The sequence below is a fragment of the Exiguobacterium sp. s131 genome, from assembly GCF_018617345.1.
GTDB lineage: Bacteria > Bacillota > Bacilli > Exiguobacteriales > Exiguobacteriaceae > Exiguobacterium > Exiguobacterium profundum.
Window position 1 is genome coordinate 176,957 of the sequence record NZ_JACSJX010000001.1, and the last position, 13,573, is coordinate 190,529.

General features: G+C 47.4%; 12 protein-coding genes. 9 read left to right on the forward strand and 3 right to left on the reverse strand.

What is annotated here, in order from left to right:
* Window positions 1–2 precede the first annotated feature (2 nt).
* Window positions 3–536, forward strand: a complete 534-nt coding sequence (locus KNO69_RS01035; RefSeq protein WP_251124837.1) for a TVP38/TMEM64 family protein — start codon at window positions 3–5, stop codon at window positions 534–536.
* Here KNO69_RS01035 and cls read toward each other — a convergent pair.
* Together cls and KNO69_RS01045 are read right to left on the reverse strand one after the other, a co-directional pair.
* On the reverse strand, window positions 512–2,041 hold the full coding sequence (cls, locus tag KNO69_RS01040) for a cardiolipin synthase (RefSeq protein WP_353047470.1): 1,530 nt from the start codon (window positions 2,039–2,041) through the stop codon (window positions 512–514). The genes KNO69_RS01035 and cls overlap by 25 nt on opposite strands.
* Window positions 2,042–2,311: 270 nt before the next feature.
* On the reverse strand, window positions 2,312–3,250 hold the full coding sequence (locus KNO69_RS01045; protein WP_214810841.1) for an EAL domain-containing protein: 939 nt from the start codon (window positions 3,248–3,250) through the stop codon (window positions 2,312–2,314).
* 201 nt (window positions 3,251–3,451) lie between these two features.
* Between KNO69_RS01045 and speE the strand changes: the two genes are divergently transcribed.
* The 4 genes from speE to KNO69_RS01065 all read left to right on the forward strand — a co-directional run bounded on the left by speE (window position 3,452) and on the right by KNO69_RS01065 (window position 6,704).
* On the forward strand, window positions 3,452–4,291 hold the full coding sequence (speE, locus tag KNO69_RS01050; protein ID WP_012727429.1) for a polyamine aminopropyltransferase: 840 nt from the start codon (window positions 3,452–3,454) through the stop codon (window positions 4,289–4,291).
* Window positions 4,288–5,169, forward strand: coding sequence for an agmatinase (speB, locus tag KNO69_RS01055; protein WP_012727428.1), 882 nt, complete (start codon window positions 4,288–4,290; stop codon window positions 5,167–5,169). Before speE ends, speB begins: the two co-directional genes overlap by 4 nt.
* Complete coding sequence (locus tag KNO69_RS01060; RefSeq protein WP_031422162.1) at window positions 5,170–5,529, forward strand: Na-translocating system protein MpsC family protein; 360 nt, start codon at window positions 5,170–5,172, stop codon at window positions 5,527–5,529.
* A 218-nt stretch (window positions 5,530–5,747) separates the two neighbouring features.
* Complete coding sequence (locus KNO69_RS01065; protein ID WP_214815411.1) at window positions 5,748–6,704, forward strand: sodium-dependent bicarbonate transport family permease; 957 nt, start codon at window positions 5,748–5,750, stop codon at window positions 6,702–6,704.
* 55 nt (window positions 6,705–6,759) lie between these two features.
* On the opposite strand, the gene KNO69_RS01070 is transcribed toward KNO69_RS01065, so the two are convergent.
* On the reverse strand, window positions 6,760–7,512 hold the full coding sequence (locus tag KNO69_RS01070) for a homing endonuclease associated repeat-containing protein (RefSeq protein ID WP_012727425.1): 753 nt from the start codon (window positions 7,510–7,512) through the stop codon (window positions 6,760–6,762).
* A 393-nt stretch (window positions 7,513–7,905) separates the two neighbouring features.
* Between KNO69_RS01070 and KNO69_RS01075 the strand changes: the two genes are divergently transcribed.
* Genes KNO69_RS01075 through KNO69_RS01090 form a run of 4 tightly spaced genes read left to right on the forward strand, consistent with a single transcriptional unit; the run spans window position 7,906 to window position 13,554 of the window.
* Window positions 7,906–9,816, forward strand: coding sequence for a polysaccharide biosynthesis protein (locus tag KNO69_RS01075; protein WP_214815413.1), 1,911 nt, complete (start codon window positions 7,906–7,908; stop codon window positions 9,814–9,816).
* Window positions 9,813–10,841 (forward strand): NAD-dependent epimerase, encoded by a 1,029-nt coding sequence (locus KNO69_RS01080; protein WP_214815415.1) that lies wholly within the window; start codon window positions 9,813–9,815, stop codon window positions 10,839–10,841. Before KNO69_RS01075 ends, KNO69_RS01080 begins: the two co-directional genes overlap by 4 nt.
* On the forward strand, window positions 10,841–12,184 hold the full coding sequence (locus KNO69_RS01085; protein WP_214815416.1) for a phenylacetate--CoA ligase family protein: 1,344 nt from the start codon (window positions 10,841–10,843) through the stop codon (window positions 12,182–12,184). Before KNO69_RS01080 ends, KNO69_RS01085 begins: the two co-directional genes overlap by 1 nt.
* Window positions 12,185–12,201: 17 nt before the next feature.
* A complete protein-coding gene (locus KNO69_RS01090) occupies window positions 12,202–13,554 on the forward strand; it encodes a phenylacetate--CoA ligase family protein (RefSeq protein WP_214815418.1) in 1,353 nt (450 codons plus the stop codon).
* Window positions 13,555–13,573 lie beyond the last annotated feature (19 nt).

The window sequence follows — 13,573 nt, forward strand, 5'->3', positions numbered from 1 at the left end:
TTATGGAATGGGAACTGCTCCCGCTCCCTTTATTTTTGATGATCAGTATTTTATTGAATAGTGTGATTGCGGTCGCCGGTGTCCTCCCGAGTGCTTTTCTAACAGCCATCAATGTGAGTGTCCTCGGTCTCGTGCCGGGTATCCTCGTATCGATTGTCGGGGAGGCAGTTGGCGCCGTCGTGAGTTTCATCCTTTATCGAAAAGCCCTACACCGTTATGTTTCCCCAAATGGTAGCCGATTTCAACGGCTTCGGGAGTCCGAAGGAACCGAGGCTTGGTTTCTCGTCCTCGGGATGCGTCTTATGCCATTCGTTCCTTCTGGTCTCGTCACGTTATCGGCGGCGTTCAGTCGCATGACGCTCGCCTCGTTCGCTGTAGCAAGTACGATCGGAAAGATTCCTGCCTTGGTCATGGAAGGACTGGCGGTGACGGCAGCGATGCAGTTAACGATTGGATGGCAGCTGTTTTTAGTTGGCGTCGTCGCCATTACGTATCTTTTGTGGCGAATGCGTCAAAGAAGTGGCGAGAAAATGTGACAAAACGCTTCGACGAAACGTTTGCCGGTCGTCTTTTTCCGCAGCATGGTCCAATCGATTAAAATGGATTCATCAAAGTCCTTTAGAAATGCCTCGTGCAGTTCTTGAATGGATGTAGTATCGAATTGGGCAATCATCATCTCGTGGTTGAGAAACATACTACGAAAGTCGAAGTTGGCTGATCCGACGAGGGCAACGTTACCATCAATCAGGAGCGTTTTCGCATGGATGAAATGGCGGTTGTATTTATAAATTTTGATATTGCGCTTCAACAGTTGTTCAAAATAATACTCGGTCGCATGAAAGCTGAACCATTCGTCTCCTTTGCCCGGTACGACGATTCGGACATCGATGCCGCTACGACCTGCGACTTCAAGAATGGCCAATAGTTCAGGTGGGGGGACAAGGTATGGGGTGGTGAGCCAAATCGATTCTTTGGCATCCATCAACAGACGCATGAGTCCATCGCGAATCGTGACGTCTTTACCAGGCGATGTGACGAGTAGTTGTGTCGCACCGTTTTGCCCTTTCGGTTCATTCACAAAGTACTGACAGAGGTGCTCTTCATCTGCGAACAAATCCCATGTTTCATCACTCGTCCCTTGTCCTGCGTATAGCCAGTTCTCGACAAAGAGCTGTTGCAATTCTCGGACGAGCGGACCTTCAAGACGGAGATGGGTGTCACGCCAAAAACCGAGTTTATCATTCTTCCCAAGATATTCATCCCCGACATTCAACCCGCCTGTTAGCGCGATTCGCCCATCCACGACAATCAGTTTTTGATGATTGCGGAAGTTGGCGTTAAACACCAGGTACGGATGCAAAACGGGGTCGAACGCCTGAACGTGGACACGGGACTCCCGTAACGGTTGGATAAACTCTTCCCCGATTTCTTGGCTACCGAGTCCGTCATACAGAAAGCGGACAATGACATTTTCATTCGATTTTTGAATGAGGGCGTCTCTAACTTTTAACGAAATGTCATCCGTCCGAAAGAGGTAGTATTGGATGTGGATATGATTGGTTGCACTGTTGATGGCGTCTAACAATGCATCAAATTTCTGTTCACCGTTGACGAGTAGTTTAGTCGAAGTATGACCATCGGCACCGGATGCGCCTAATTTTTCGAGTGTCCGTGTCAACGGGTAAGACGACACAATATCAGGTGAAGTTTCAATTTTCTCGCTTTCGATTGCTTGCCGTAGCATCCGGATCTCTGAGGACGTTCGTTTGAAGCGTCGATGCCGGCGTGGCGTACGGCCAAACATGACCCATGCCAAGACACCGATGAATGGAATGAAGAAGACGGTTAGTAACCAGGCGAGCTTTCCTTGAGGTTGTACTTGGTCAAATAGAATCTGCCATCCGACGATGAGCGGTGCGACGATGGCAATCCCGATTAGTACGGGTATGAGGACATCGAGCCAAAACAAAAGACCGATAAGCAAGATGACACTGATGACCATGATGATCAGTTGAATCACGCGACGTTTCAAAGGAAACACGACCTTTCTATAGTTCGATGAACAATGAAAACGAGGGGAATCCCCCCTCGTTTTTTAGTACACGCTGTTCAAAACAGCATTGATTTCGTCGGGATAACGAACGAAGAAGTACATATTCGCGTACAACCGTTCCTCCTTTCGAGAGAGTCCATAACTATTCATCTCTTACCCTTTTTTTCATATCTAAAATCAAGGTGTTGTTGGCGCATGAATGAAAGAAAAGCACCGGATGTCGACGAAGTCGATTCCTGTGCTTTTGAACGTGATGACTTATGTGATTTCAATCTTGTATTGATTGGCAGGAGCCGGTTTTCCGAAGAAATATCCTTGCGCTAAATCGAATCCGAGCTCACGACAGACATCTGCTTCTTCCATACGTTCTATCCCTTCAGCAAGAAGGGTGATGCCCATCGAATGGGTTAACGCACGCACTTGTTTGAGGAAAGCGCGTTTTTCAGCGTCTTCATCACAAAACGAGATATAGGAACGGTCAATTTTGACATAGTCCGGTTCAAGTCGCTTCAACATATCGATTGTCGAGAAGCCTGCCCCGACATCGTCTAATGCAACTTTCATCCCCCGCTTTTTATATGTCGAAAATACGTGTTGGAGATGATCGACGTCATGTACCTTCTCCGTCTCCACGACTTCAAAGATAAAGCGGTCTGGGCTGAGGTCATATCGGTCAATGATGTCAAACGTGTGCTGGAGACAATAGTCCGGGTTATAAATGGTCGAAGGTAAGAAGTTGATGAACGTCTTTTGCTGAGGGGCGACGGCTTCAAACGTTGCTTTGATTGCTTCCGCGCGGGCACGTTGATCGAGTTTCGAATGGAGACCGAAACGGTTTGCCGTCCGGAATAGGTCACCAGGTGAAATGTTGGCGCTACTGCGGAGGAGCGCTTCATATCCGAACGTTTCCGTTGAATCGAGGAAGATGATCGGTTGGAGGTGACTCTCGAACGTGCCGTGCTGAATCTGTTCAATGATGTGCCGATGCGCAAGCTGATCTTTTAGTGCTTCGACCTCGAGCGGAGGCGTCTGACTTTTCGAGTTATAATCGACACAGTAAACCGTTCCTTCCGCATGCAGAAGGAGCGTATCGAGTTCTTCAAACGTTTTGTAAGAGTATTCCTTGAATTTCGTGACGAGTGTTCCTTGAGCAATCAAAGGAATGGTTGTGTTACAAGCAGCACAGGGTGACCACATACTATTCCACCTTTCGATTCAGAATTGGTTCAATCAGTATATCGGCAACGTATCACAAAAAACTCACATTCAAGACCGATCCCGCAAAAAAATCGTGCAAAATGGGTACAGGTTTTGTATACTTCCTATCGTATGATTAAGAAGCGCCTCAAAACGCCACTCGCATACGAACAACTTTTTGAACAGAAAGGGGTTCTATCGATGGACCAAAAATTAAAATTATGGTTTACGGAGCACCAAACAGAAGATTACGGGATTACGTTCCGTGTAAACCACGTTTATGAGAGCGAACAAACGGAGTTTCAACGACTAGAGATGGTCGAAACGGACGAGTTCGGAACGATGTTGTTACTTGACGGGATGGTCATGACGACGGATAAGGACGAATTCGTCTATCACGAGATGGTCGCACACGTCCCACTCTTTACACACCCGAATCCGAAGCATGTGCTCGTAGTCGGTGGGGGAGACGGCGGTGTCATCCGTGAAATTATGAAACACCCATCAGTAGAAAAAGCGGTTCTCGTAGATATCGACGGGAAAGTTATTGAATATTCGAAGAAATACTTACCAAATATTGCGGGTGAGCTCGACAACCCGCGTGTTGAAGTCATCGTCGGTGACGGATTCATGCATATCGCGAAGTCAGAAAACGAGTACGACGTCATCATGGTCGACTCGACTGAACCGGTCGGACCAGCAGCCAACCTCTTCACAAAAGGGTTCTATGCAGGAATTTCAAAAGCGCTCAAAGAGGATGGCATCTTTGTGGCTCAAACGGATAACCCATGGTTCACACCAGAACTGATCCAAACGGTTCAACGTGACGTGAAGGAAATCTTCCCAATCACGAAATTGTACACAGCGAATGTACCGACGTACCCGAGCGGCATGTGGACGTTCACGATCGGTTCGAAGAAATATGATCCGGAACAAGTATCAGCGGAGCGGTTCCATGACATCGAAACGAAGTACTATACGCCGAAGCTTCACAATGCAGCGTTCGTTCTTCCGAAATTTGTGGAGGACTTAACAAAATGATTAAGCGTTTCGATGAAGCCTACTCAGGTAAAGTGTTTATCGCCAGCCTCCCAGAGGTGACAGAGGCGAAGACGGTTCTTTACGGGATGCCGATGGACTGGACAGTCAGCTTCCGTCCAGGTTCGCGTTTCGGTCCAAACCGGATTCGTGAAGTATCGATTGGACTTGAGGAGTACAGCCCATATTTAGACGGCGACTTGGCTGATGCCGCGGTGTACGATGCAGGCGATATCCCGCTTCCATTCGGGAACGCACCGAAGTCGCTCGATATGATTGAGGCGTTCGTCAAAGATGTCGTCAAAGCAGGTAAGTTCCCACTCGGTATGGGCGGCGAACACCTTGTCACATGGCCGATCATCAAAGCGATGCACGACGTGTACGGCAACGACTTCGTCATCCTCCACTTGGATGCGCACACGGACCTTCGCGATGAGTATGAAGGCGAGCCGCTCTCACACTCGACTCCGCTCAAAAAAGCGGCAAACTTGATTGGACCATCGAACTGTTACTCGTTCGGAATCCGTTCAGGGATGAAAGAAGAGTTTGAGTGGGCACGTGAAGTCGGCTACAACATGCATCAGTTTGAAGTGATTGAACCACTCAAGCGCGTCTTGCCGACACTCGCTGGTAAAAAAGTATATGTCACGATCGACATCGACGTCCTCGATCCGTCAGCGGCACCAGGGACAGGGACGCAAGAAATCGGTGGCATCTCAACGAAAGAATTGCTCGAAGCGGTACATGCGATTGCGAACGCAGACCTCGACATCATCGGTGCCGACCTTGTCGAAGTGTCACCGGCATACGATCAGTCAGACATGACAGCCATCGCAGCAGCTAAGATTCTTCGTGAGATGATGATTGGATTCGTGAAGTAAATGCGGAAAAAGGGTCAGCTGGAAATGGAACTGAGCGCTCGGATTACCCAATGGGAAAAAGAATATTTGGGTCGCGGGTCATTGACGTGTAAGGCAGACCTGCTTCGAGACCTCGCCATCGTCACACTCCAAGGCGTGTTGACGCCGGCCGAGTATGACTTGGCTACTAAGTCGTCAGGTCGCGAGCAATTGAAGAAATATCGCAACAATCTCGTCGAATCAGGGCGGAGTCAACTCGAAACGATTGTCGGACAAGTACTCGGTCGTTCGATTGTCTCGCTCCATACGGACATCAGTACGAAAACAGGGGAGCGTCTCATCGTGTTCCGACTAGATGCCCCTTGGGATCAAACCGATTGACAATGAAACGCTACCTTCTTAAAATGAAAGGCAGAGACGTATAGAGAATCGACTGGACGAGTCAAGATGAAGCGTGCTTTCGAAATCTTGTTACGGAGCTACTGACCAATTCAATAAACCGACAGTTGTCGGCCTGACGGAGCGATTATTCGAGCCGTCGGCATACAGCGCACGCCTTCTTTAGGTGTGCGCTTTTTTGTCGCCAAGGAGGAAGATGTATGGAATTGTTTTTATTTTTATTGACGAGCGCCCCGGTACTACTGTTTGTGACGGGCGTTATCGCCGCAGTCGGAAAATCAAACTTAAAGATCCCGGATTCATTGAGTACGACGCTCAATATTTACTTACTGCTTGCTATCGGACTGAAGGGAGGTATGGGACTCGCCTCGGTATCTTTTGAAGACATCGCATTACCGCTGACCGTGACGCTGTTGATTGGGATTTTGCTACCGCTTCTCGCATTCTATGTCGGAGGAATGTTCAAATTCTCATTCCCTGAGCGAATTGCCATGGCTGCGACGTTCGGCTCGGTGTCACTCGTCACCTATGTAGCAGCATCGACACAGCTCGAGCGTCTCGGGATTGCGTACGAGCCGTTCATGACAACACTAGTCGTCGTCCTTGAAATTCCCGGCCTGATTGTGGCGTTACTACTGTATAATCAGACACACGTGATGGGAATCACGGCTACGTCAGGGAAGGCGAACTCTCTATCGGTGTTGCGGGAGAGTTTGTTCTCGAAAAGTATTCTCTTGATGTTTGCAGGTCTGATTGTTGGACTGGTGACACCAGACGCCACACCGCTCAAACCATTTTTCGTCGACTTGTTCCCGGGCGTGTTACTCCTTTTCTTATTAGGTCTAGGGGTAAAAGTCGGACAGCAATTGAAAACGGTCCCGTCATATGGACTGAAATTTGTGATGATGGGGATGGTGTTTCCGTTAGTCGGAGCACTTGTCGGCTTTATTGCAGCGGGAATCGCCAATTTATCTGACGGCGGAACGATTCTCTTGATGACACTCGCAGCGAGTGGATCGTATATCGCCGCTCCCGCCATGTTGCAAGCCTCGGTCCCGGAAGCGAAACCATCGTTTTATTTAACCCTTTCGCTTGCTGTGACGTTCCCGTTCAATTTGTTAGTTGGAATCCCGCTATACATTGCCATCGTCACATGAAAAAGCGTCGACTCGGAAAGAGTTGGCGCTTTTTGTATGAGTTCAACTGTATGGATTACTGTTTTACTTTTTGCTCCTCCATACATTTTAACGCGGCCGTCCAGCTTCCGAACAAAGCATTGATCGTCGATGTGCTCGGGACGTTTCGACCTTCGGCCCATTTCCGGTAGTGGAGGATACTAAAATGTGGTAGCTCTGTTTTGGCTAACTGCAAGGCATCAATGACATCTTCCTCATCCCATTTACGTTTCGGAGGAGCGATATCCAAGACAAAAAGCGCATAGCTCCATGATCCGTATTTGCGAGCGATTGTCGCTACCGTCGGATAGCCTTTTTCTTGTGCCCATACGGCGTAATGTTGGGACGTGAGGCGCTCTAGCTTTTCAGAGGCTTCAATCAAGGCTTGAATGATCCGTTCTTCATTGTTCCGTACCGTCGTCGTTTGAAGCTTGGCTTCGCGTAACGCATTCGACCACGAACCGAACCGACTACTGATGAGCGTCAAAGAAGGGGCTTGAGAGATTTTTGCCCAGGCACGATACGTTTGGCTCGTGAAGAGCTCAAGTTCTTCCGAAGCCTCAATCAGTGCCGTCAAAATGTCTTCATCTGAATAATAGCGATACAACATCTTAATCTCCGCCGCTTGAACGGCTTCCCGCCAAGAACCAAATTTGTAAATCACGGTCGATAGGGAAGGAACGTCTTTGTTTCGGGCCCATAGTGTGTACTGTTTTGTGTCAAATTCTTCAAGTTCATTCGCTGCTTGTCTTAGGCATGAGAGGATCTGTTGCTCTGTCCATCGTTTCATCGTGATGTCTCTCCTTTTCAGAAGCAAGTCGTGGCTTCAAAGGTCATGGTGTGGTTAAACAATGGTGGTCCTGAAGGAAAGCTCGAACATGTGTCCAGTGACGAGTGAGAAGGAAGGGAGCTGAATGGATTGACTACTTTGGGATATTGCGACATAAACAAAATTTTAAAGTGAAAATAATCCAAATGTCCTACCTTCTACTTCCCATAATACCCATATAAATTAAAAATATTCACAAAAGAAAGTAAAAACTCATTACACATTTGTTAAACCGTTTCATGACGAAATGTCATTCGTATCAAAAAGCTATTCTTTTCTTTTGAATTGTGAATCTTGAACGGGTACTTATCTAGCATCAACTTGAAGCTGATTGGGATGGAAGGTGGTGAAAGGATGAGTACTCCAACTGTTCGGTCTCCCATTGATCGAAAAAATGCGCTCTTGATGTTACTCGATATCACGATTGCAGGACTCGCGATTTTTGTGACGTTTGACCTATTCTTTGTGAATGATCCGACGGTAACGTCTGACCCGCTAGATTTGATCACGATTCTCGGATTGAAGACGCTCGTTCTTCTCATTTTAGGATGGGTGACTCGGGTATACCGAATCGACTGGCGATATGGATCGATGCGTGAGCTGCAACTACTGGCGATTGTGTTGGTCATGAGTGACACGTTCGTCTTATTCGCATCATACGTATTATTGGATGGCTTTTCCTATCAAGCGATTTTTATTCAAAGCTTACTCGCATTTAACGGCATGTTATTTATCCGACTCGTCGCTAGGACACGATCATTTTTCCAATTTCACGCACCGGTGTCGAATGGAAAAGCTACCTTGGTTATCGGTGGTGGGGAATCGGGTCAAAAAATCATTAAAGAACTGAAAGAGCATCGAACGAATGTGCTGCATGTGGTCGGGGTGTTGGATGATAATCCATTGCTTCACCGTCTCTACATTCACGGGACACCGGTCATCGGTTCAATCGATTTATTAGAACGCAAAATTGAAGAGCTGAATATCGAAGTGGTCGTGTTGGCCATTCCTTCTCTTCCATACGGAAATCGAGTACAACTTTTGAAACGAATTGAGAAGACAGGCGTCGAATCCCATGCACTGCCAATGCTTGCGGAACTCGCATCCGGAAAAGTCTCATTAAATGAGATTCGAGAAGTGGCCATCGAAGATTTGCTCGGCCGTGAACCGGTTCAGCTCGATGTTTCGGAGATTTCTCAAACGTTGAGTGGATTAACCATTTTCATCTCCGGTGCAGGAGGCTCGATTGGTTCAGAGCTTTGCCGTCAATTGATGAAATTCAATCCTGGCAAACTCATCCTGTTTGGACATGGCGAGAATAGCATATATGCAATCGATCGCGAACTCCGCTTACTCGGGTCTGATACAGAGATTTGTCCCGTCATCGGTGACGTCCAAGACCGGGCGCGGGTGATGGAAGTGTTTGATCAGTATCGACCGGACGTTGTCTATCATGCGGCAGCTCACAAGCACGTTCCGCTCATGGAAGACAATCCGAGAGAGGCAGTGAAAAACAATATTTACGGAACGAAGAATATGGTCGAAGCCGCCGATTTCTTTGAAGTGAAGCGGTTCGTCATGATCTCTACGGATAAGGCGGTCAATCCGACGAACGTGATGGGTGCCACGAAACGAGTAGCAGAAATGATTGTCCAACAGCAGGCGCGACATAGCGAAACGACATTCTCGGTCGTTCGTTTCGGCAACGTCTTAGGAAGTCGTGGCTCCGTCGTTCCGCTCTTTAAAGAACAAATTCAACGGGGCGGACCGATTACGGTGACGCATCCAGAGATGACCCGATACTTTATGACCATCCCGGAAGCGAGTCGCCTCGTCATTCAAGCGAGCGTACGCGCAAACGGCGGCGAAGTGTTCGTACTAGATATGGGAAATCCCGTCAAAATCGTGGACTTGGCGAAACGGATGATTACACTGAGCGGTTTCACCCTCGAACAAATCCCGATTCATTTCAGTGGCATTCGTCCTGGTGAGAAGCTGTTCGAAGAACTGCTCGCAACGAGCGAACATACGAATCAAGTATATGAAAAGATTTTCGTCGGTTGTACAAGACCCTTTAAATCGGTTGATCCGATTTTGAAAACGATTGAATATCTACTCGATCAATCGAATGGACTCACTTCTTTCTTGTTGTTTGTCGCAAACAACGAACTGCCAGAAGAAGTGATGGAAAGTATTTTTGCGCCACAAATCGAACCGGTACGGATGCGAGTCAACGAGTCAACGCAAAGGAGGAAGTCGTTATGAAAAAAACAGTTCTCGTGACCGGAGTGGCCGGGTTCATTGGTTTTCATCTAGCTCGACGGTTGCTAAAAGAAGGACATCATGTCATCGGGATCGATGTGGTCAATGACTATTACGACCCGAAATTAAAAGAATCAAGACTTCATGTGTTGACGCATCCTCGTTTCAAACTCTATCGTGATGCCCTAGAAAATAAGATGGCGATCACGCGTGTCTTTGAAAAAACCCAACCTCAAATCGTGGTCAATTTGGCGGCTCAGGCCGGTGTACGCTACAGTCTAGAAAATCCAGATGCTTATATTCAATCCAATATCGTTGGTTTCCTGAACATCTTGGAGGCTTGTCGTTTCTATCCAGTAGAACAGTTGATTTATGCCTCATCTAGCTCGGTTTACGGATCAAATCAGGCGATGCCATTTTCCGAACAACACCCGGTCGATCATCCGCTATCCTTGTATGCGGCTTCGAAGAAGGCGAATGAGTTGATGGCTCATACGTACAGCCATTTGTTCGGTCTAAAAACGACGGGGTTGCGATTCTTTAGCGTCTATGGGCCATGGGGGCGTCCCGATATGGCACTTTACAAATTTACGGAGGCGATTTTAAAAGGCGAACCAATCGATGTATACAACTACGGTGAGATGGAACGAGATTTCACATACATCGACGACATCATCGAGTCGATTGTCCGACTTATGGATATCGCACCGTTGGCAGATGAGGAGTTTGACTATGAACATCCTCTACCTGACCGGAGTGACGTTCCGTTTCGTGTCTATAACATTGGAAATCAGCAACCGGTATCCTTGATGGACTTTATTCGGACGATCGAAGAGCGAGTCGGGAAAAAGGCCATCCTCCGCTTGTTACCACTTCAGGCGGGAGATGTACCCGCGAGTTTTGCCGATTCCTCCTCTTTATATGAATCGATTGACTTTCAACCACAGACGTCGATTCGCGATGGCGTAAACGCGTTTATCGACTGGTACATCGCCTATCATCAAGTGTTGAAGGAGGGCATCGAGTAATGGGGATTTTACAGGATCGGATTTATGCACACTCACCGATTCGCCTCCAAAATTGGCTGGTTTCCTTATATGGAATCAAGTTATATCGGGAGCGATACGGTCAGTATTATGAGCAGGAATTGGAGCGACTGAGACGTGCTCCAAATGAAGCGTCACCTGATGCAAAACTCAATCACTTGAACCAGTTTCTACAGTTTTGTAATCAACACAACGTGTACTATCAGCGACTCTTCAAAAAACACGGGGTTACCTTACCCTTAAAGAGCTTAGAAGACTTTAAGCGGATTCCCCCTTTGGAGAAAGAGACGCTTCGAACGGATGAGACCATCTTTTCTAACCTTCATGCCCCGATCATCGGCATGACGGGCGGGACGACGGGTAAATCGATTCAGGTTCGTTTCACCGAATACGATTATCAAATGCGAATGGCGCATCTCGATTTTTTTAAAGAACAACATGGTTTTCGCCGTGGGATGAAGCGAGCTAGTTTTACAGGACGGATGATTTGTCCAGGTAATCAAAAGAATGCGGTGTATTGGCGGTACAATGCCCCGATGAAGCAAATGCTCTACTCGGTCGTGCATTCGAATCCGACGACGATTCCACACTACATCGATTCGTTGAACGAATTTCAACCGGCCGCACTCGACGGTTCACCTTCCGATATGATTGAAATCGCAAAATATTTGAAAACCCATCAAAAGACGTTATCGTTCCGACCGGTGGCTTTATTTCCGACCTCGGAGACGCTCACACCATCCGGACGCTTGTTGTTAGAAGAGATGTTCCAAGCGCCGGTTTACGATCAATATGCTTCTTCGGAAGGGGCTCCTATCGTTACGGAGTGTGAGTGCGGGAAGATGCACTTACGCCCTGAGATGGGAATCATCGAGACGGATGAGTTTGGAGAGGCACTCGTCACCAGTTTCACGACGCACGGAACACCGCTGATTCGCTACCGCATTGGCGATCGGATGACCATCAGTGAAGCGATGTGTCCATGTGGACGACAGGACACCATTATCGAGTCAATCGATGGTCGTCAAATGAACTATGTTGAGACGCCGGAAGGCTATAAGGTGTTTGAAGGAGATTTGACCGCAGCGGTTGGCGTGCTGCCAAACTCTATTATTCAGATTCAAGTGTTGCAACACAAAATAGACGAAATTGAGATGCTGTACGTGAAGGATGAAGCACGATTTGAGCCTGAACATGAAGTCGCGCTCCAAAAAGAAGTCGAGCGACTGTTTACTTCACGGATGAAAGTTCTTCTACGAGATGTGAAAAGCATCAAGAAAGAAAAGAACGGAAAAGTCCGAGTCGTGAAACGACTCTACACTTAGCGAGAGGAGACTACACCATGGCAGGGTTTGCGCTTCGTGATTTATACATGAGATCACCGATTCGATTACAACAATGGATGACGACATTGTATGGAATGAAACTATGGCAAGAACGGTACGGACGCACATATGAGCGTGAGTTAGTCATTTTAGCCAATCGTCCAAAAGATGGGGTACTTGTCGCAGCCGATCAGTTGAAGCGACTCAATGCGTTTCTTGAATTCTGTGCGACGCACAATGCATATTATCAAAAACTGTTTGAAGAAAATGAGATTGTTCTTCCCCTTCAATCGATGGAAGAGTTGAAGCGCATCCCGATCCTCGAAAAAGAAACAGTTCGGAAAAATCCGGACATCCATTCTAACATCAAAACAGATATTCTTGGACGAACCGGTGGAACGACAGGGACGTCCCTACAAGTTCATTTTACGAAAGAAGACTATCAAAGACGTATGGCCCACGTCGACTTTTTCAAAGCGCAACACGGGTTTGTCAGAGGAATGAAACGAGCGAGTTTCACAGGACGGAAAATTTGTAATCCAAATCAAGAAAAACCTGTATTTTGGCGCTACAATCGACCGCTCAATCAACTGCTATTCTCGCTCTATCATGTCAATCCTCAGACCATCCCTCATTACATCGACGCATTAAATCGATTCAAGCCAGTCGTATTAGACAGTGCACCGTCTGCCATGATTGAAATCGCGAAATACATCAAAGAAAATCAGGTTCCACTTGAATTTCAATTACTGGCTATTTTTCCGACTGCCGAAACGATTACGCCTCAAGGAAGAGCCATCTTAGAAGAGGCGTTTGGCGCCCCGGTCTTTGATCAGTACGCGTCTTCTGAAGGGGCACCGATTTTAACGGAATGTACTCATGGCAATATGCATCTCCACCACGAAACAGGCGTGATCGAGTCGTATGGGGATCACGAGGAAATTTTAGTGACGAGCTTTACGACCCATGGGACACCGCTCGTTCGTTACCGGATTGGCGATCGGATGAAAATTGGAGAGGGGACATGTGCTTGTGGACAGGGAGGAACATTCGTCACTTCCATTGAGGGACGCGAAAGCAATTATGTACTCACTCCAAACAAACAAAAAATCTATGAAGGGGATTTGACGACCGTTGTCCGAGTATTACCCAACTCGGTTATCCAAACGCAGTATCGACAACATGATTTGTATCATATCGAACTAAAATATGTCCCGGATCTTGAACGCTTCAAGCCAGAACATGAAGAGATTATGAGGAGCGAGCTTGAACTACTGTTCGGTAAAGAGGTCGTGATTACGTTGACCCCCGTGCAATCAATTCCTCGGGGACCGAATGGAAAAGTCATTGTGATTGATAAAACCGCATAATTCCGAATCTCAGGAGGCA

Bases quoted from the DNA above. Each gene is read 5' to 3' on its own strand.
- KNO69_RS01035 (WP_251124837.1), top strand. From the start codon at position 3: ATGGAATGGGAACTGCTCCCGCTCCCTTTATTTTTGATGATCAGTATT.
- KNO69_RS01045 (WP_214810841.1), bottom strand. From the start codon at position 3,250: ATGTGGTCACCCTGTGCTGCTTGTAACACAACCATTCCTTTGATTGCT.
- KNO69_RS01075 (WP_214815413.1), top strand. From the start codon at position 7,906: ATGAGTACTCCAACTGTTCGGTCTCCCATTGATCGAAAAAATGCGCTC.
- speE (WP_012727429.1), top strand. From the start codon at position 3,452: ATGGACCAAAAATTAAAATTATGGTTTACGGAGCACCAAACAGAAGAT.
- KNO69_RS01080 (WP_214815415.1), top strand. From the start codon at position 9,813: ATGAAAAAAACAGTTCTCGTGACCGGAGTGGCCGGGTTCATTGGTTTT.
- KNO69_RS01065 (WP_214815411.1), top strand. From the start codon at position 5,748: ATGGAATTGTTTTTATTTTTATTGACGAGCGCCCCGGTACTACTGTTT.
- KNO69_RS01060 (WP_031422162.1), top strand. From the start codon at position 5,170: ATGCGGAAAAAGGGTCAGCTGGAAATGGAACTGAGCGCTCGGATTACC.
- speB (WP_012727428.1), top strand. From the start codon at position 4,288: ATGATTAAGCGTTTCGATGAAGCCTACTCAGGTAAAGTGTTTATCGCC.
- KNO69_RS01070 (WP_012727425.1), bottom strand. From the start codon at position 7,512: ATGAAACGATGGACAGAGCAACAGATCCTCTCATGCCTAAGACAAGCA.
- KNO69_RS01090 (WP_214815418.1), top strand. From the start codon at position 12,202: ATGGCAGGGTTTGCGCTTCGTGATTTATACATGAGATCACCGATTCGA.
- KNO69_RS01085 (WP_214815416.1), top strand. From the start codon at position 10,841: ATGGGGATTTTACAGGATCGGATTTATGCACACTCACCGATTCGCCTC.